Source organism: Rheinheimera sp. (assembly GCF_965283995.1).
Classification (GTDB): domain Bacteria; phylum Pseudomonadota; class Gammaproteobacteria; order Enterobacterales; family Alteromonadaceae; genus Pararheinheimera.
Map to the genome: position 1 here is coordinate 4,344,771 of NZ_CBDIQG010000001.1, position 18,824 is coordinate 4,363,594.

The window sequence follows — 18,824 nt, forward strand, 5'->3', positions numbered from 1 at the left end:
GGACCGGTCATCCTGCCTGCAACGCAGCAGACCTTTTGCTGGCAAGTGGCAGCACCGGCCTGCTTGCCTTAATGCTCTGTCCATCACCCGGGAATTTTCATGTCTGTAGCCGAAGCTGTTTTATATATCGTGGCCACGCCGATTGGCCATTTGGATGACATCAGTCAGCGCGCGATTCAGGTGCTGCGTGACGTGGCCTGGGTGGCAGCAGAAGATACGCGGCACAGCGGGAAACTGCTCAGTCATTTAGGTATTTCAGCGCGGTTTTTGTCATTGCATGATCACAATGAAAAACAACGCGCCGCCAGTCTGGTCGAGAAAATCAAAGCCGGCGAAAACGTCGCGCTGATTAGTGATGCCGGGACGCCGCTGATTTCAGATCCGGGTTACAGTCTGGTGCGATTATGCCGCGACGCCGGCGTGCGGGTAGTGCCCATTCCGGGGCCTTGCGCCTTGATTGGCGCGCTGTGCTGCGCCGGTTTACCCACAGACAAGTTTCATTTTATCGGATTTTTACCGGCTAAATCCGGTCAGCGCCAACAAGTGCTGAAAGACATTCCGGCCGGAGTCGGCACGCTGATTTGTTATGAAGCAGCGCGGCGCATCATCGATACCTTACAGGATGTGATGGCCGTATACGGCGCCGATCGGGAACTGGTGCTGGCAAAAGAGCTGACCAAGACTTTTGAACATTTCGAACATGGTACTGCGACCAGCATTATCGCGTGGTTGGAAGCAGATCCGCAGCGTTGTCAGGGCGAAATGGTGCTGATGATCGCGCCGCCTGCGGAGAAAGCTGCCGATGATATAGCCTCGGTAGCCCAACAAACCTTACGACTGCTGATGGCTGAATTGCCATTGAAAAAAGCTGCGGCGCTGACCGCCGAAATTCATGGCGAAAAGAAAAATGCTTTATACAAGCTGGGACTCAGCTGGAGCGGACAGGATGAATAGTGGCGCAGGGCAGCTTTTACCGCAACGCTGACCCAAGGTGAACGCTGATTTCACCAGAGCAATCAAAAAGCGCCACCAGGCGCTTTTTTCAGATTAGCGAGCAGTAATCAGAATGCGTAGCTGGCGGTGAACGTCAGTGCTTTGGCGTCTGTGCTGATATCGGTACCGGTCAGACGGTCATTCAGATCTTCTTCTGGTAACCATTGTTGTTCGACCGCGAATTTCCATTGTGGGGTCAACAGATATTCGATGCCGGCAGCATAACCGGCGCCACTTTGGCTAAAGCGCGTGGTGGAACCGCCGCTGCCGTTTGGTGCTGCGTGCATTTCATAGTTCGAGCGAACATGGCTCAGTGTGGTATAGACCCGCACTTGTTCCAGCACCGGGTAATGTGCGCGCAACTGCAGCTGGAATTGGCTGTTGACTTTCAGTTGCACCGGGCGGATTTCATCTGAATTGCTGTCTTTCAGCGCACGAGCTTCCACAGCAAAATAGTCAGCAAATTCATAACCAAGCGTTACACCTGTCATGGCAGGTTCGTATTTGGCGTAACCTGTGACTGCAGTGACTTTCAACGTATTGGATTGCAACACCAGCCCTGCGTACAACGGATGCGCCGATTCCGCCTGAGCAGCGCCTGCAGCCAGCAGCATAAAACCGAAAATAGCTTTGTTTAACATTTTTTGTATGTCCTTATAAAAATAAAAGCAACCCATGTTACATAATCGGTGTATTCAGCGAAAGTAATTATCTTATTGTGCTGTTAAAACGTGGCGATCGGGATAATAAGCAAAGAAAGCTTGCTGCGTTCTGCAGAAGATCTGCGTATAATCCGCGCCGTGAGTTGGCCAGGGCAATCGCTGCCTGCGCAAGCAGGGGGAGGAAAGTCCGGGCTCCACAGGGCAGGGTGCCAGGTAACGCCTGGGGGGCGCGAGCCTACGACCAGTGCAACAGAGAGCAAACCGCCGATGGCCCGCAAGGGATCAGGTAAGGGTGAAAGGGTGCGGTAAGAGCGCACCGCGCGACTGGTAACAGTTCGTGGCACGGTAAACTCCACCCGGAGCAAGACCAAATAGGCCCCCTTTGGCGCGGCCCGCGTTGGGGGCGGGTAGGTTGCTTGAGGCGTGCGGCGACGTACGTCCTAGAGGAATGATTGCTACTCTGGCAACAGAGCACAGAACCCGGCTTACCGGCTGACTCACACTTCATTGCAACAAAAAGGCACCGCAGGTCTCTGTGGTGCCTTTTTTGTTTGCCTGCCGGCGACAGGCTTTATTCAGCAGCAACGTGGTACTGCGGATCTAAGATGCTTTTTGCCGGAAGTCTTGAGTTTCCATATCGAAACCTTCCGCTGCTAACCATTGAAATGCTTCGTGTTGTGTTGGGTAAACCCGTTTTTCAAAAGCACCGGTATGGTCAACAATCATGCGCTCCAGTTGGTATTTTTTCACCATATGCGGGCAGTAAATTTGTGCAGCACACCTGAGTTTATGCTGGATACACCATTGCACTAATTCCTGAATAACGGGCTCAATGGCGGGGACACCCAGTTCCCATTGGTCGAGATAGACGATATGAGCCCAATCAGCGCCGGCCAGAGGCGTGGCCAACTGCTTAAATGCGGCCGAATACTCTTCGGCTGTTCGTCGGTCCCAGCTTCCATTCACCACAGCCAGAATGACCCGCTGTTCGCACCATAAATAGAATTTTGGATTCATCACTTCAGACACCGGATTTACTTCGATATGTGATTCTAGCTGATTAAAGTCTGCTGCTTTTTGATTTAAAGCAGTGATCAGCGCCGAATCAAGGCCAATCCGCGGCCGCATCTGGCCACATTGAGTCGCTTAAGTCTTGCGATGTGGCGCAGATGCACTGCGTCCGTGCATTGAAGCCGCGGGCTGAGCCGACTGAAGGTAATAAACACATGTGGCCTGCGGTCAATGACAGACAGAATACGACGAAGCACCCAACTTAATATTTTGTTGCATTTAATCCCTCTTCCGTCCCAGTTTTTGCTGGGAATTTCAAGGTGGGCTCATATACTCGGCGCATGACAGTTGTGGATGATAAGCGATGAATTTGACGCGAGCGGCCTGCAAAAACCCAGCAGCCACCTTTGTGCTGGTCTGCCTGATTGTGTTATTTGGCCTGCTGGCGTTTTACAAACTGCCTATTCAGTTGCTGCCGGATTTAGACCGGCCACAAATCTTTATCAATAATGGCTGGCGGGCTGCAGCGCCGCAGGAGATGGAAGCCACTATTATCGAACCGCAGGAAAATACCCTGCGCAATGTACCCGGCGTGGTTGAGATCCAAAGTAATGTCGGCCAGGGTTATGGCTCAATTTCACTGACTTTTGAAGTCGGTCAGGATATGCAGCGCGCTATGCTGGATGTCATCAACGCATTGAATCAGGCGCCGCCGCGACCACGCGAAGCAGCAGAGCCGCAAATTAGTGTGGGCAGCGGGCGCGGCAATGTCGCCTCGATTCTGATTAAACAAATGAACCCGCAAGCCGGCGATGATTTTGGCCCTTACCTGAAACTAATCCGCGACAACGTCGGGCCGCGTCTGCGCGCGATCCCGGGTGTCAGCAGTGTCGAGCTGGCGTCAGATTTGCCGCGTGAACTGCATATCACTTTTGATCCTTACAAAATGGCGGCATTGGGCATCGGTATTGAACAACTGCAAAGCAGTATCAGCCGCTCAGTGAATATGTCTGGTGGTTTTGCCGAGGTCGGTCGCCGGCAATACACAGTGCGGTTTGAAGGCCAGTTTGAACCTGCCGATTACGCCCAGATGATTGTCTCTTACAATCAGGGCCGGCCGGTGTATTTGCAGGAAATCGCCGAAGTTGAGTTGGGTTATCCGGAAATCAATGGCTTTACCAAACGCAACGGCCTGCCGGCTTATTATCTGACGCTGGAGCGCGGCGAGAATTCCAACACTGTCGCGATTCTGGATGAAGTGAATAAAGCCATTGTTGAGCTGAATCGCGACATTTTGGCGCCAAAACAACTGGAAATGGAGCTGAGCTTTGACGCTTCTATTCATATCCGCCGCGCCATTGCACTGGTCAATTCTAACCTGTGGCTTGGCGTCGCACTCAGTCTTGGCATTCTGTACATCTTCTTGCGCGGCTGGAAGGCTACCGCGCTTATCGGTCTGACCATTCCGGTCTGCTTGCTGATTGCTTTTGTCGTGTTGCAGGCATTTGGCCGCAGCCTGAACGTCATTTCGCTGGCGGGCCTCGCCTTTGCCGTGGGCATGGTGCTCGATGCGGCGATTGTGGTGCAAGAGAACATTGTCCGGCTGATGCAACAGGGACTGGCGCTTGGAGCCGCGATTAAACTTGGTTGCCGGCAAGTCGGTGGTGCTTTGTTAGCGTCCACGGCGACGACTGTGGCGATTTTCCTGCCGGTGCTTTATATGCAGGGGGTCGAGGGTCAGCTGTTTTACGATTTGGCGCTGACGCTCGCCGTGTCGATCTCGGCCTCGATGCTGGTGGCGCTGACGCTGTTACCGGTTTGCACCATGCTGTGGTTTAAAGCCGGTGACATCAAAGCCGACCCATTGGCAGCGCGCTGGACCCAACTGGCGCAATGGGTGATGCAGTTGACCAAAGGCAAAAGCCGCGCCATCGGCTGGTCACTGGCTTTAGTGCCAGGTGCCGTGTTGCTGATGATGTTGTTATTGCCCAAAGCCGATTTCCTGCCGCAAGCCAATGGTGACGGTATTTTTACCGGTTTTACCTTGCCGCCGGGTGGCAATATCAAAGTGATGGAGCAGGAAATTGGCCAGTTATTGGTCAAACGGCTGCAACCTTATTACGAAGAGAAAAAATATCCGGCGATCAAAGGCTACAACCTGTCGATGTTCTCTGCCTTTAACGTGTTGTTTGTCTATCCGGAAGACCCGCGGGCGGTTGACGATATGATGACCTTGTTACGCACGGAAATCTTAAAAGACCTGCCGGATACCGAGTCCTTTAGTTTCCGCGCCAGTCTGCTGAATTTTGGTTTTAACTCGGGCCGGGAGATGTTTGTTGATTTTCAGGGGCCGGACACCGACTTCCTGATGGCACAGGCTGCTGCTGCAAAAACGCTGATCGAACAAAAGCTGCCGGGCGCCAACGTGCAGGCCGAACCGGGCTTACAGCAGAATCAACCGGAGCTGCGCATCCTGCCGGATGAGCACAATATTGCGCAGGCCGGCATTGACCGCTTTTCGGTAGCAACCGCCATTCGCGCGGTGACGGACGGGATTTATGTCGGTGAACAATTTGACGGCAACGAGCGGATGGACATTATTCTGCGCGCGCTCCCATGGGACAATCCGGAGCAATTGCAAGCCACGCCAATCTTCACCCAACAAGCCGGTGTGCAGACGTTGGGCCAGTTGACACAGATGCAGCGCACGGTCGGCCCAACCACGTTATTACGCGTTAATGGCCTGCGCACGGTCAGTTTGCAGGTGTCGCCGCCGGCAACGATGGCGCTGGAAGATGTGGTCAATGTGTTGCAACAGGACATAGTGCAACCATTACGCAACCAGCATGGTAACGACATGACAGTGCAATTTCGCGGCAGTGCCGACCGGCTGGAAAAAGCCATGCATTCGATGCTGGCCAACTTTGTTGTTGCCGTAATGATTCTGTTTTTACTGATGGCGGCACTGTTTAAATCGGCACGTGACAGCTTGCTGGTGCTGTTGACGATGCCAATGGCGCTGGTTGGCGGTGTGATTGGCCTGAAACTACTGAATCTCTTTGTCTTTCAGTCGCTGGATTTACTGACAATGATCGGCTTTATCATCTTGCTTGGGCTGGTCGTCAACAATGCGATTTTGCTGGTAGAGCAGTATCGCCAGTCGTTGCAGCTTGGCATGGCGCAGTTGGAGGCGATTGAATTTGCAGTACAAATTCGTGCGCGGCCGATTTTTATGAGTACCCTGACCAGCATTTTTGGCATGCTGCCGCTGGCACTGATCCCTGGCGTGGGTACCGAAATCTATCGCGGTCTGGCCATTGTCATTGTTGGTGGCATGACATTCAGTATGCTGTTTAGTCTGATTTTAGTACCTGCGATGTTGCAGGCTTTGCCCGCCAAACGCCGGGAAAAACAAGTTGATGTTGCCGAGGTTGCTGATGAAATTGCCTGAGAAAAAATTACTGTTAAGCCTGTTGTTTGGTGCTGTGCTGACAGCACCTGCATTGCATGCGCAGGAGCAGGCTGCAGCCAGAGTGGTCAGCACTGCTGCGGTGCGGACCATGCAAATCGCGCCGACCATGATGGTCTCCGGTCAGGTGCAAAGTAAGTACCAGTCGAATTTAAGTACTGGCGTGGATGGCCGGCTGGACTGGATCGCAGAACCCGGTCAGCAGGTGCAGGCCGGCGCTGTGCTGGCGCGGCTGGATCTAAAACCGCTGCAACTACGTGCTGCGGAGTTACAGGCGCAGCTGAAACGCTCGCATATTCAGTCGCAGCGGCTGGATAAAGAATTGACGCGCCAACGCAGTTTGCTCAGCAAAGCGCTGGTGTCGCAAACACTAGTCGACCAAACGCAGGCAGAAGCCGATCTGGCGCGGGCGGATATCGAACTGAGCCAGGCGTCTTTGGCGCAATTACAGGATCAGTTGAACCGGGCTGAATTAAAGGCGCCGTTTGACGGTGTGGTCAGCCAGCGTTTTCATCAAATTGGCGAAGAGATCAGCCGCAGTGCGCCATTATTGCAACTGGTGAATCTGGCACAGCTGGAAGTGCGGGTCTATGCGCCGCTGCAGTATGCGGCTTATATACAGCCGGGCCAGCAGGTCAGTGTGTTTGATCAGCAGGGCCAGCGTTCGCTGCAAGTGCAATCGACGATCCCGGTATCGGACAACCGTTCGCAGACGTTTGAACTGCGGCTGCAGGCCGGTGGCAGCGGTTTTCAGGTCGGCCAGTTGGTCAGCGTCGGCATTCCCACTGCTGTCGCGCGTGATAGCCTGGTGATCCACCGTGACGCGCTGGTATTGGCGCAGCAACAACATACGGTATTTAAAGTGGCCGGCAATAAAGCACAGCAGGTCAAAGTGGTATTAGGCCAAGGCCAGGGAGAGTGGCTGCAGGTTGAAGGTGCGATTAGCAGTGGTGACCAGCTGGTGGTTCGCGGCGCGGATACGTTGACCGATGGCGCGGCTGTGCGTGTGCTCAGTAACGAAGAGTTTAAACTGGCCGGCAGTCGCGCCGGCGTGCAATAAAACAAGATGTTTTGGCGTCCACGCCCATCGCATTGGGCGTGTGACGCCCAGCATGTGACGTCCAGCATGTGATGCCCAACGTGTGACGTCCAGCATGTGATGCCCAACGTGTGACGTCCAACAACTCCATTCCCCCGAACCATAATGCCAAATCTTAGGTAGCGGCAAGCGCAGCCCGCAGGCCACCACGTGGCGTCCATCACCCGATGTCGCTATTGCACTGAGGGTAATACGGGACACGGATGGCTGGACAGCCAAACGAATCTATTCGCTGCCACTGTCTGTTGCGACTAGTTACGCGGCACTTTTTCCTGTTGATCTGCTTAAACGTGGATTTTTCTCCCACTTTTTCCCCCTTTTTTCCCACCTTGGCCGCAAGCCGCATTTTTATTGGATCTTATTCGATCGATCCAGTGGGGTTTCGCCTTGACAATGCTGAATTTGCAGCCCTAAACTGTGACATTGTGGAAGATTGTGGGTCAGTGTGGATCTTCTACGGATCAAATAATAATCAAGTGGGATCAATTCATGTTTCGTGGGTCTTTTGCTCTGAGCCTGGACGACAAGGGTCGGTTGACGCTGCCAACGCGTTACCGTGACCTGTTGTTATCTGACGCCAGCGGCCAATTGATCTGTACGATCGACCATAAAGATCCCTGCTTACTGCTGTATCCATTGTCCGAATGGGAAGAAATCGAAGAGAAGCTTAAACGGCTGTCGAGCTTTAACCCACAAGAACAACGCTTAAAACGACTGTTATTGGGCCATGCCACCGATTGTGAAATGGACAAAAACGGCCGCATTCTGCTGCCCGCCACGCTGCGCTCCCATGCGCACTTAAGCAAAGGCTTGCGCCTGGTGGGACAACTGAACAAATTTGAGATCTGGGATGAAGAGACCTGGCATCAGCGCGTTGCTGAAGACATGGCTGCTGAACAGGAACTTGCCCAGGCCGGTGATGCCGAGCTGTCAGAACGTTTAATGGATTTGTCCTTATGAGCCAGCCCGCACACATTTCAGTCTTGTTAACCGAGACCATCGAAGGCCTCGCCATTCAGCCAGACGGCATTTATGTCGACGGCACCTTTGGCAGGGGAGGGCATAGCCGGGTGGTGTTAAGCCAGCTGGGTCCAGCAGGTCGCTTGTTTGCTATTGACCGTGACCCGTCAGCCATTGCTGCAGCTGCCGCCGATGAGTTCGCCAAAGACGCGCGTTTTCATATCAGTCATTGTGCTTTTGCTGAATTGGCCACTGTGGCTGCAGACCAGCAAATCACCGGTGCAGTCGATGGCATTTTATTGGATTTAGGCGTGTCATCACCGCAACTGGATGATGCTGAACGCGGTTTTAGTTTTATGCGCGACGGTCCTTTAGACATGCGGATGGACCCAACCTCGGGTATTTCCGCAGCCGCCTGGCTGGCCAAAGCCGACGTCGAAGACATCACTTTTGTGCTGCGCGAATACGGTGAAGAGAAATTCGCCTGGAAGATCGCCAATGCGATCGTTGAAGCCCGCGCCACTGAACCTTTTACCCGCACTGCACAGCTGGCGGCGTTAATCGCCCGTGTCGTGCCAAAAAGTTTTAAAGAGAAAAAACACCCGGCCACCCGCAGTTTTCAGGGCATTCGCATTTATATCAACAGTGAGCTGGAACAGGTCAATCAGGCGCTGGAAGCGGCTTTGACGGTGTTAAAACCGGGTGGACGTCTGGCCGTGATTAGCTTCCATTCACTGGAAGACCGGTTGGTTAAACAATTTATGCGCAAACACAGCAAGCCGGCACAACTGCCTAAAGGCATTGTGCTGACCGAAGCGCAAATGCGTCAGGACTTGGCTCTGAAGCTGATTGGCAAAGCGATGATGCCGTCGGATGCGGAACTCGCCGCCAATCCACGGTCACGCAGTGCGGTGCTTCGGGTGGCAGAGCGCATGGCGGCAAGCTCGCCAAAGGCTAAAGCATGAGTGCGATTCGGCTCAATCGCCTGATCCTGCAGGATTTAGCCCAGCACAAGCTGGTGATCCTGCTGTTGATAGGCGCTATGGGGTCGGCACTGGCGGTGATTGAGCTGACGCATATGAACCGGCAGCTGACGATTAGCCAGGACAAATTATTTCAACAACGGGATGCGCTGGATATGGAATGGCGCAATTTATTGGTCGAACAGCGTGCTTTGTCTGAACATAGCCGCGTTGAAGAGCTGGCAAAGAAACAGCTGCTGATGGTTCGTCCGCTGGGACAGCAAGATATAGTGGTGGATGAACCATGAGAAAGAGCAACGGCCGTCAGGCAAAGAGCCGCAAACAACCCACTTTAATCAGCTGGCGTTTTGCTTTTGTCGTGCTGACACTGTCCACCGTATTTGTTGGATTAATTGCGCGTGCCGCTTATTTACAGGTGATTGAGCCGGACAAACTGATTGCCCAGGGCGACTTACGCTCATTGCGCGTCAAGTCGGACGATGTACTGCGCGGCATGATCACCGACCGGAATGGCGAAGAGCTGGCCGTCAGCGTGCCGGTTGAATCGATTTATGCCGACTCAAAAATGGTGATTGAAGCCGGTGCCAATAAAGATCAGCGCCGCTGGCATGCCTTAGCAGAAATGCTGCAGGTGACACCGGAAGAACTGACCAAGAAAATCGCCAGCGATAAGAAAAAACGTTATGTCTATCTGCAGCGTCAGGCCAGTCCTGCGACTGTAGATTACATCCGCAAACTCAAAGTGCCGGGTGTTTATTTCAAGCAGGAATCTAAACGTTATTACCCATCAGGTGAAGTCACCGCGCATATCCTTGGTTTCACCAACGTTGACGATCACGGCGTGGAAGGTGTCGAGCGGCAGTTTGACAGTATTTTAAAAGGCACGCCGGGTCGTAAGCTGGTGCGTAAAGATGCCAAAGGCCGCGAAATTGAAGTGCTGGAGCAGGAAGACGCCACAGCATCCCGCAATTTACAGCTGTCGATTGATCAGCGGATCCAGGCGGTGGCTTATCGCGAATTGAAAAAAGCCGTGCTGACCTTTGGTGCAGCCTCAGGCTCGCTGGTGCTGGTCGATGTGCATACCGGTGAAGTGTTGGCGATGGTGAATAGTCCGTCGTATAACCCAAATAACCGCAAGAATACTGCGGTACACCGTTTCCGTAACAGGGCCATCACCGACACTTTTGAGCCGGGTTCAACCATTAAGCCGTTGCCAGTCTTAGCTGCACTGGAAAATGGCACTGCTAATATGAATACCGTCATTGCGACCGGCCACGGCACCATTATGGTCGGCGGCCGACGGGTGCAGGACACCAATGGTTATGGCGATCTGGATCTGACCGGTATTATGCGCAAGTCATCTAACATTGGCGTGACCCGCCTGGCGCTCGGCATGCCGCACGAAGAACTGCTTGATATGTATTACGACATGGGGATTGGTTCTGATACCGGTCTTGGCCTGGTCGGTGAAAGTGCTGGTATGTTGCGTGAACGCGCGCGCTGGTCTGATCATGAACGCGCTACTTTATCTTTTGGTTACGGCTTGTCTGTGACTGCAGTACAACTGGCTAAAATGTATTCGGCGATTGCTAATGGTGGCGTTGTCCGTCCACTCACGCTGTTAAAATCTGACCAGCCACCAGCCGGTAAACAAGTGGTTTCGGAACAATATGCCGACGCCATGGTTGAGATGCTGGAACAAGTGACAGAAAAAGGCGGTACAGCAACTAAAGCCCGCGTACCGGGTTACCGCGTTGGCGGTAAAACAGGGACTGCGAAAAAAGCCATTGCCGGTGGTTATGGTAATGACTATATCGGTTCATTCGCCGGTATTGGGCCGATCTCCAGCCCACGCCTGGCCTGTGTAGTGATTATTAACGAACCCAGCGGTGATTATTATTATGGCGGTGAAGTGGCGGCTCCGGTGTTCAGCACTGTGATGGGAGCTGCGATGCAACTGCTGAATTTACCACCTGATGGCAATGACAGCCGTATTACCAAGGTGACCGGAGGTCCCGATGCAGGTTAACCGACTCCAGCGCTGGTTGACTCCGTTCAAAGCGACTGCCGCAGGGCAGTCGCTTTGTGCGTTAGAGAAGCTGCCAGAAATAACTGCCACTGCAGATCTGCAGTACAATTCTAAACATCTGAAAAATGGTGATATTTTTCTCGCGCTGCCCGGTGTCGGTGGTCATGGCAACCGCTATATCCGTCAGGCTATTAATAGCGGAGCTGCGCTGATCCTGACCGATAGTCTGGCTGACAGCGACGCCGGTCTTGAACTGGAACCACAGGTCTGTGTCTGGCCGGATTTGCTGACTGTGTTACCGGCGCTGGTCAGCAGTTTTTATCAGGATGCCGCCCAGCGGCTGGAACTGATTGGTATCACCGGCACCAACGGTAAATCCAGTACAGCGATTTTTGTGAATCAGCTGTCTGACTTGCTTGGCAAGCCGGCTGCGGTCATTGGCACTTTGGGTTATGGTTCATATCAGTCGCTGACGCCGTTACAAAATACCACGCCTCATCTGGTTGATTTACATCGCATTTTTTATGGATTTTGCGAGCAAGGTCGTTTGCGCAGTGCGATGGAAGTATCCTCGCATGCACTGGTGCAACAGCGCGTGGCCGGTCTGCAGTTTAAAGTCGCGGTGTTTACTAATTTAAGCCGTGATCATCTGGACTACCACGGCACGATGGAAGCTTATGGCGCTGCCAAAGCACAGCTGTTTCGTGCAGAGCAATGTCAGACCGCGGTGATTAACGTGACTGACGACTTTGGCAAAACTCTGGCTACTGCATGCGAAGTACCGGTGCTGGTCTATGGCCGTCTGGCTGATTGTGCCGGTTATCCACAATATTTGGGCTATGACCACCTGCGCTCAGACGGCAAAGGTTTTCAGCTGCGCCTGCACAGTCATCTGGGTGACTTCGATTTACAAATTCCGTTACTGGCTGAATTTAACGTACAAAACGTGCTGGCCGCAGTTGGCGCGTTATTACAGTGCGGCCACAAACTGTCTGCCATTGTTGACGCCGTGAAAAAACTCAAAGCGGTCGCCGGCCGGATGGAACTGTGGCATTTTCCCGACCATGTGTCGCTGGTGGTGGATTATGCGCATACACCTGATGCACTGAAACAAAGCTTGCAGGCACTGCGGCAACAAAGCCGTGGCCGGATCTGGTGTGTATTTGGCTGTGGTGGCGATCGCGACAAAGGCAAACGACCTTTAATGGGACAAATCGCCGAACAGCACGCGGATCATGTTATCATTACCGCTGACAACCCCCGCACTGAAGCTGTACTCGATATCTGTAAAGACATTGCTGCCGGTATGCAAACCGGCGCCAACTGCCAGATCGAACCTGATCGGGAATCCGCCATTAAACTGGCCCTGATTGAAGCCCACGCGCATGACATGATCCTGGTGGCCGGTAAAGGCCACGAGAGTTATCAGGTATTGGGAAATATCGTACGGGACTATGACGAACGTAAATTTATCAATGATTTATTGGCGGAGATGAGCTGATGATCACATTAATGGCCAGTGAAATAGCTACAGCGTTATCGGCCCGCTTAGTCGGTGCTGATGTTGCAATTAACAGCGTCAGTACGGACAGCCGGCACATCGCGCCCGGTGATTTATTTATTGCCCTGCAAGGGCCGAATTTTGACGGCCATAAGTTTGCCGAAGAAGTTGTGAATAAAGGAGCCTGTGCGCTGGTGGTGACCCGGCACCTGGATGTGCCGGTCCCACAATTAATAGTGGCGGATACCCGGCTGGCGTTAGGTCAGTTAGGTGCACTGGTTAAAAGTAAGCTGCAGCTGAAAACTGTTGCAGTGACCGGCAGCGTTGGTAAAACCACGGTCAAAGAAATGATTGCCGCGATTTTATCGCGCATTGGCAACGTGCTGGCGACAGCCGGCAATTTTAATAACGAGATCGGCGTACCGCTGACCTTATTGCGGCTGAACGAAAGCCACAATTTTGCTGTGATGGAGCTCGGCGCCAATCACTTAGGTGAAATTGCTTATACCAGCTCGCTGGTGAAACCGGATGTCGCGATGATTACCATAGTCGCTCCGGCGCATATTGAAGGCTTTGGCGATATTTTTGGTGTCGCCCGTGCCAAAGGTGAAATATACAGTGGTTTATCTGCCGGCGGTACCGCGATCCTGCCGCTGGATTCTGACTATTATGGTTATTGGTTACCTAAGGTTCAGCACTTAAACGTGCAGAGCTTTAGTGCCACCCAACTTGCTGATATTTATGCCGATAATATCGAACTGGACGCCGAAGGCTGTGCCGGTTTTGAGTTACATTCGCCGCAAGGTCACTGCTTTATTCAGTTGACGTTGCCGGGCAAACACAATGTGCATAATGCCTTAGCAGCCACCGCCGCAGCGCTGGCACTCGGTGCCAGTCTGACTGACGTGCAGCTTGGCCTCGCTGCAATGCAGCCGGTCAAAGGCCGCATTAACGTTTATCAGCCAAAAGCCGGACTGCGCATTATCGACGATACCTACAATGCCAATGTGGAATCAGCTAAAGCGGCCATTGATTTACTGGCCTCTTATGGCGGTCAGCGTTATCTGGTACTGGGGGATATGGGCGAATTGGGCCCGGACGCACGGATTTACCACGAAGAAGTGGGTATCCATGCCAAACAGGCGGGAATTAATGGACTGTTCACTTTAGGCGTGTTGTCACAGAACGCCAGCGAGCTATTCCATCAGCAAGGCGCGCATTTCAGTTCCCGCGATCATCTGCTGGCCAAATTGCATACCTTGTTACAGCACAAAGAAGAAGTATCCATTCTGGTCAAAGGCTCGCGCAGCGCCCGGATGGAATTAGTCGTTCAGGACTTGCTAGAAAGATGTCAGCAGGAGACACGCGCATGTTAGTTTGGTTAGCCGAGTTTCTGACTCAATATATCAATGCTTTTAACGTCTTCAGCTATCTGACGTTCCGCGCCATTCTTGGCGTACTGACCGCTTTATTGCTGAGTCTGTATTTCGGCCCGAAACTGATTGCTGCATTGCAACGTCTGCAAATCGGCCAGACCGTGCGCAATGACGGGCCGGAGAGCCATTTTTCTAAAAAAGGCACTCCGACTATGGGCGGTTTGCTGATTTTAGGTTCAATCGGTATCAGCACACTGCTGTGGGCCGACCTGAGTAATAAATACGTTTGGGTAGTGTTGTTTGTGCTGGTCGCATACGGCTGGATTGGTTTTATCGACGACTACCGCAAAGTCATCCGCAAAGACCCAAAAGGCTTAATCGCGCGCTGGAAATATTTCTGGCAATCGGTGTTTGCGCTGGTGACGGCGATTTTCCTGTATGTCACCGCAGAACGGCCGGCGGAAACAGCTTTACTGGTGCCTTTTGTCAAAGACGTATTGCCGCAGCTTGGGCTGTTTTTCCTCGTTACCACTTATTTTGTCATGGTCGGTTTTTCCAACGCGGTGAACCTGACCGATGGTCTGGACGGTCTTGCCATAGTGCCGACCGTGATGGTCGCGGCGGCATTTGCCATCATTGCTTATGTCAGTGGTAATGCGGTGTTCGCCAACTATCTGAATATCCCACATTTACCTTTAACTTCAGAACTAGTGGTGGTCTGTACCAGTATGGTCGGCGCCGGCCTTGGCTTTTTATGGTTTAACACCTATCCGGCACAAGTGTTTATGGGCGACGTGGGCTCTTTAGCCTTAGGCGCATTGCTGGGCGTGATTGCAGTGCTGGTGCGGCAGGAAATTGTGCTGATTGTGATGGGTGGTATTTTTGTCATCGAAACGATGTCGGTGATCCTGCAAGTCGGTTCTTACAAATTACGCGGCCAGCGCATCTTCCGCATGGCGCCTATTCACCACCATTATGAATTAAAAGGCTGGCCGGAACCGCGCGTGATTGTACGCTTCTGGATCCTGTCGATTATTTTTGTGCTGATTGGTTTAGCGACCTTAAAACTGCGTTAACGCAAAAGGAAAATTCCCGCATGACAAAGCTGTTTCAGGGCAAAAGAGTAGCGGTAATTGGGCTTGGGGTGACCGGGCTTGCTACTGTGCGTTTTTTGCTGAAACAAGGCGTCAAGCCGGTGTTGATGGATACCCGCTTAAAAGTCGCGGGCATCGAGACCATTCCGGCGGAAAAAGTCGATGGCATTTATTTTGGTGAACTGGATGCGAACCGGCTGGCGCGGATGGATGTGCTGCTGGTAAGTCCGGGCCTTGATACCAGCCATCCGGCGATCCGTTTTGCCACAGCACAAGGCGCTCAGCTGATGGGCGATGTGGAGTTATTTGCCCTTTGCAATGAAAAGCCGGTGGTGGCAGTCACAGGCTCAAACGGCAAATCGACGGTCACTAAGCTGACCGAACATATGCTCAATTGTAGTGGGATCAATGCCTTAGCTGCAGGGAATATCGGTCTGGCCGTGCTCGATGCGCTGGAAAGAACCGACGCGAAAGTTTACGTATTGGAGCTTTCCAGTTTTCAGCTCGACACCACACATAGTTTAAAACTGCGTGCTGCTGCCAATCTGAATGTGACGGAAGATCATCTCGACCGTCACGGCACGATGGCCGCCTATACCGCGGCCAAACAACGGATTTTCCTGCATACCGATGTGGCGATCTACAACGCCGAAGATCCACTGACTCGTCCGCTCGGTTGTGCAGCGCCACAGATCGGCCTGAACCTGCAACAACCGCAGGATGGTTATGGTCTGGTGCAACAGCAGGGCGAAACCTGGCTGCTGGTCGACGGTGCCGCTTTGTTACCGGTAGCCCAGATGTCGATGGTTGGCCGGCATAATCAATTTAACGCCTTGGCGTCCTGTGCCTTAGCGTTGGCGGTCGGTTGCAGCCGCGAGGCGCTGGTACAGGCGTTAAAAACCTATCAGCCGTTACCGCATCGTTGTGCTTTGGTGGCTGACCATGCCGGTGTACGTTGGGTCAATGATTCCAAGGCGACCAATGTCGGCGCGACGCTGGCGGCGATCGCAGGCCTGCGTGCTGATGTACCGGGCAAGTTAATTCTGATCGCCGGTGGCGACGGTAAAGGCGTTGATTTTACGGAGTTATCAACGGTCTTACGGCAACAGGTTGATGAGGTGATCACGCTTGGACGCGATGGTCCGGCCATAGCGGCATTAGTGCCCGGCAGCATCGAAGTGGCCGATCTGACGGCTGCGGTTAAACAGGCTGCGGCACTGGCCCGCGCCGGTGACATGGTGTTGTTATCGCCGGCTTGTGCCAGCCTCGATATGTTTAAAAATTACGAAGAACGCGGCCGTTTATTCGCTGATGCTGTGCAGCAGGTGATCAAATGAAAGCGTGGTTAGTGCAGCAGGGCGATCAGTTAATCGAACATTGGGTCGACTGGTGGCGGGCGGAAGATGGCGTCAGTTATGACCGTTTTTTCTTTACGCTGATGATCCTGTTGCTCGGTATTGGTTTTGTTATGGTGACCAGCGCCTCAGTGCCGGTGGCGGAACGGTTATTTGGTGACCCGCTGCATTATGCTATCCGTCATCTGGTGTATATCGTGATCGGCATTGGCTGTGCTTATCTAGCGCTGAATGTGCCGATAGACCGCTGGTTGCAGGGCAGTATGGTGTTGTTGGTGCTGGGGATCCTCGGGCTTATCGCCGTATTGGCTTTTGGCCGTAACGTCAACGGCAGTACCCGCTGGCTCTATGTTGGTCCTATTGGTATTCAGGCAGCAGAACCGGCTAAATTATTCTTTTTTATCTACCTGTCGAGTTATCTGGTGCGCCGGCATGAAGAGGTCATCGAAAACTTTAAAGGCTTTTTAAAACCGTTGTTGGTGTTATTTGTGTTTGCGGTGTTACTGCTGATGCAGCCCGACTTAGGCACCGTGATTGTGATGTTCGGCACCAGCGTGGTGCTATTGTTTTTAGCCGGTGCCAAGCTTTGGCAGTTTTTTGGTTTGATCCTGACCGGCCTTGCATCGATGGCGGTATTGATTGTCTACAGCGAATACCGCTGGCGACGGGTGACCGCGTTTCTGGACCCCTGGGCTGACCCGTTTGGCAGCGGTTACCAGCTGACGCAATCGCTGATGGCCTTTGGCCGCGGTGGTTTGTCCGGCCAGGGCCTCGGAAATTCGGTACAAAAGCTGGAGTACCTGCCGGAGGCACATACCGATTTTATACTCGCAATCATCGCAGAGGAAACCGGCTTATTGGGCGTCATCACTGTTGGTGGCTTGTTATTTCTGATGCTGGTGCGAGCCCTGTGGATTGGGAAACGCGCGGTGCAAAAAGGCATGAGTTTTCATGGCTTTCTGGCGTATTCCATCGCGATTTGGATTGGCTGTCAGACCTTCGTCAATATCGGTGTTGCGACCGGTGCTTTGCCAACGAAAGGCCTGACGCTGCCATTTGTCAGCTCTGGCGGTAGTAGTCTGGTGATTATGCTGGTGGCAGCTGCGATTGTGCTCAGAATCGATTTTGAAGTACGCCTCAAAGGTAAACATGCGATCAGCGGAGGCGTTCATGCCTGAACTCTCTATGCCGGAGGTTCCGGCGAACGCGCTGAGGCCGACAGTACTGATCATGGCCGGTGGTACCGGTGGTCATATTTTTCCGGCGCGCGCCGTAGCCGATGTGTTGGCTGCTGATGGTTGGGTTGTGCACTGGCTCGGTACTGCAGATCGGATGGAAGCGCGCCTGGTGCCGGAATTTGGTTACCCGCTGCACACGATCAGTGTTGCCGGATTACGTGGCAAAGGCTGGCGCTCGCTGTTGCAGGCGCCATGGATGTTATGGCGTTCAGTCGCTCAGGCCCGCTCGCTGGTGAAGCAACTACGGCCCAGTCTGGTACTTGGTTTTGGTGGCTACGCCAGTGGTCCCGGTGGTTTGGCGGCCTGGCTCGATGGCATTCCGCTGGTGATCCATGAGCAAAATGCCGTGGCCGGAACAACGAATAAACTGTTGGCGCGGATCGCCGATCAGGTGCTGGTCGCGTTCCCACAAGCCTTTTCCAATCTGCCACAGCGACTTGTGTTGGGAAATCCGGTACGCCAGGCGCTGATCGGCTTAAATCCGCAGAATTATTTGCAGAAAAGCTTAAATATTTTGATCGTCGGTGGTAGTTTAGGAGCCAGGGTTTTTAATCAGGTCTTACCGCCGATCCTGAAGCAGGCCGCGGCTTCTGGCCAGATCAAGGTGCGCCATCAGACCGGGCAATTTGAACTGGCGCAAACCGAATTGGCATATGCCACCAAGCCGGCAAATCTTGAAGTGCAAGTCACTGCTTTTATTGACGATATGGCCGAAGCGTATCGTTGGGCTGATCTGGTGATTTGCCGTGCCGGCGCGCTGACTGTCAGTGAAGTGGCTTGTGTCGGAGTGGCTGCGCTGTTTGTGCCGCTGCCGACTGCAATCGATGACCATCAGACGGCAAACGCCAGTGTGTTGGTATCGAAACAGGCCGCGTTATTGCTGCCTCAGGCTGAATTAAAACCGGAAACATTAGTGCCGCTGCTGCAAAGCTGGTTGTCAGATAAGACTCCACTGGCGCACATGGCACAACTGGCACGTTCTTGTGCCATCGACGATGCAGCCGAGCAGGTTGCAGTTGTTTGTCGACGTCTGACAGGTGTGAATTAATATGAT

At 53.2% G+C, this 18,824-nt stretch carries 15 protein-coding genes and 1 other RNA gene; 14 read left to right on the forward strand and 2 right to left on the reverse strand.

The window, feature by feature from the left end; genetic code table 11:
- The first annotated feature begins 99 nt into the window (after positions 1-99).
- Positions 100-954, forward strand: a complete 855-nt coding sequence (gene rsmI / locus ACQ66Q_RS19160) for a 16S rRNA (cytidine(1402)-2'-O)-methyltransferase (RefSeq protein WP_430458256.1) — start codon at positions 100-102, stop codon at positions 952-954.
- 107 nt (positions 955-1,061) lie between these two features.
- Here rsmI and ACQ66Q_RS19165 read toward each other — a convergent pair whose 3' ends face one another.
- On the reverse strand, positions 1,062-1,634 hold the full coding sequence (locus tag ACQ66Q_RS19165; protein ID WP_430458257.1) for an outer membrane beta-barrel protein: 573 nt from the start codon (positions 1,632-1,634) through the stop codon (positions 1,062-1,064).
- A 160-nt stretch (positions 1,635-1,794) separates the two neighbouring features.
- Between ACQ66Q_RS19165 and rnpB the strand changes: the two genes are divergently transcribed.
- Positions 1,795-2,159, forward strand: an RNA gene (gene rnpB, locus ACQ66Q_RS19170) — RNase P RNA component class A.
- Between the two features lie 96 nt (positions 2,160-2,255).
- On the opposite strand, the gene ACQ66Q_RS19175 is transcribed toward rnpB, so the two are convergent.
- Positions 2,256-2,684: a hypothetical protein gene (locus tag ACQ66Q_RS19175; protein ID WP_430458258.1), complete on the reverse strand. Its 429-nt coding sequence runs from the start codon at positions 2,682-2,684 to the stop codon at positions 2,256-2,258.
- Between the two features lie 346 nt (positions 2,685-3,030).
- On the opposite strand from ACQ66Q_RS19175, the gene ACQ66Q_RS19180 reads away from it, so the two are divergent.
- The 12 genes from ACQ66Q_RS19180 (at position 3,031) to murG (ending at position 18,818) form a co-directional block, all read left to right on the forward strand.
- Positions 3,031-6,117 (forward strand): efflux RND transporter permease subunit, encoded by a 3,087-nt coding sequence (locus ACQ66Q_RS19180; RefSeq protein ID WP_430458259.1) that lies wholly within the window; start codon positions 3,031-3,033, stop codon positions 6,115-6,117.
- Positions 6,104-7,195 carry an efflux RND transporter periplasmic adaptor subunit gene (locus tag ACQ66Q_RS19185; protein ID WP_430458260.1) on the forward strand — a complete coding sequence of 364 codons (1,092 nt, stop codon included), beginning with the start codon at positions 6,104-6,106 and terminating at the stop codon, positions 7,193-7,195. Before ACQ66Q_RS19180 ends, ACQ66Q_RS19185 begins: the two co-directional genes overlap by 14 nt.
- Before the next feature lie 528 nt (positions 7,196-7,723).
- The gene (mraZ, locus tag ACQ66Q_RS19190; protein WP_208933183.1) at positions 7,724-8,194 is read left to right on the forward strand and encodes a division/cell wall cluster transcriptional repressor MraZ; all 471 of its coding nucleotides are present in this window, start codon (positions 7,724-7,726) and stop codon (positions 8,192-8,194) included.
- Positions 8,191-9,159, forward strand: a complete 969-nt coding sequence (gene rsmH, locus ACQ66Q_RS19195; protein ID WP_430458261.1) for a 16S rRNA (cytosine(1402)-N(4))-methyltransferase RsmH — start codon at positions 8,191-8,193, stop codon at positions 9,157-9,159. Before mraZ ends, rsmH begins: the two co-directional genes overlap by 4 nt.
- Positions 9,156-9,464 carry a cell division protein FtsL gene (ftsL, locus tag ACQ66Q_RS19200; RefSeq protein WP_208933185.1) on the forward strand — a complete coding sequence of 103 codons (309 nt, stop codon included), beginning with the start codon at positions 9,156-9,158 and terminating at the stop codon, positions 9,462-9,464. Before rsmH ends, ftsL begins: the two co-directional genes overlap by 4 nt.
- Positions 9,461-11,206 carry a penicillin-binding transpeptidase domain-containing protein gene (locus ACQ66Q_RS19205; RefSeq protein WP_377240695.1) on the forward strand — a complete coding sequence of 582 codons (1,746 nt, stop codon included), beginning with the start codon at positions 9,461-9,463 and terminating at the stop codon, positions 11,204-11,206. Before ftsL ends, ACQ66Q_RS19205 begins: the two co-directional genes overlap by 4 nt.
- A complete protein-coding gene (locus ACQ66Q_RS19210; RefSeq protein WP_430458262.1) occupies positions 11,196-12,707 on the forward strand; it encodes a UDP-N-acetylmuramoyl-L-alanyl-D-glutamate--2,6-diaminopimelate ligase in 1,512 nt (503 codons plus the stop codon). Before ACQ66Q_RS19205 ends, ACQ66Q_RS19210 begins: the two co-directional genes overlap by 11 nt.
- Positions 12,707-14,083 carry a UDP-N-acetylmuramoyl-tripeptide--D-alanyl-D-alanine ligase gene (locus ACQ66Q_RS19215; RefSeq protein WP_430458263.1) on the forward strand — a complete coding sequence of 459 codons (1,377 nt, stop codon included), beginning with the start codon at positions 12,707-12,709 and terminating at the stop codon, positions 14,081-14,083. The genes ACQ66Q_RS19210 and ACQ66Q_RS19215 overlap by 1 nt, the downstream gene beginning before the upstream one ends.
- Complete coding sequence (gene mraY / locus ACQ66Q_RS19220; protein WP_430458264.1) at positions 14,077-15,159, forward strand: phospho-N-acetylmuramoyl-pentapeptide-transferase; 1,083 nt, start codon at positions 14,077-14,079, stop codon at positions 15,157-15,159. The genes ACQ66Q_RS19215 and mraY overlap by 7 nt, the downstream gene beginning before the upstream one ends.
- Before the next feature lie 20 nt (positions 15,160-15,179).
- Positions 15,180-16,514 carry a UDP-N-acetylmuramoyl-L-alanine--D-glutamate ligase gene (gene murD, locus ACQ66Q_RS19225; protein ID WP_430458265.1) on the forward strand — a complete coding sequence of 445 codons (1,335 nt, stop codon included), beginning with the start codon at positions 15,180-15,182 and terminating at the stop codon, positions 16,512-16,514.
- A complete protein-coding gene (gene ftsW, locus ACQ66Q_RS19230) occupies positions 16,511-17,710 on the forward strand; it encodes a putative lipid II flippase FtsW (RefSeq protein ID WP_430458266.1) in 1,200 nt (399 codons plus the stop codon). The genes murD and ftsW overlap by 4 nt, the downstream gene beginning before the upstream one ends.
- A complete protein-coding gene (gene murG, locus ACQ66Q_RS19235) occupies positions 17,703-18,818 on the forward strand; it encodes an undecaprenyldiphospho-muramoylpentapeptide beta-N-acetylglucosaminyltransferase (protein ID WP_430458267.1) in 1,116 nt (371 codons plus the stop codon). The genes ftsW and murG overlap by 8 nt, the downstream gene beginning before the upstream one ends.
- Positions 18,819-18,824 lie beyond the last annotated feature (6 nt).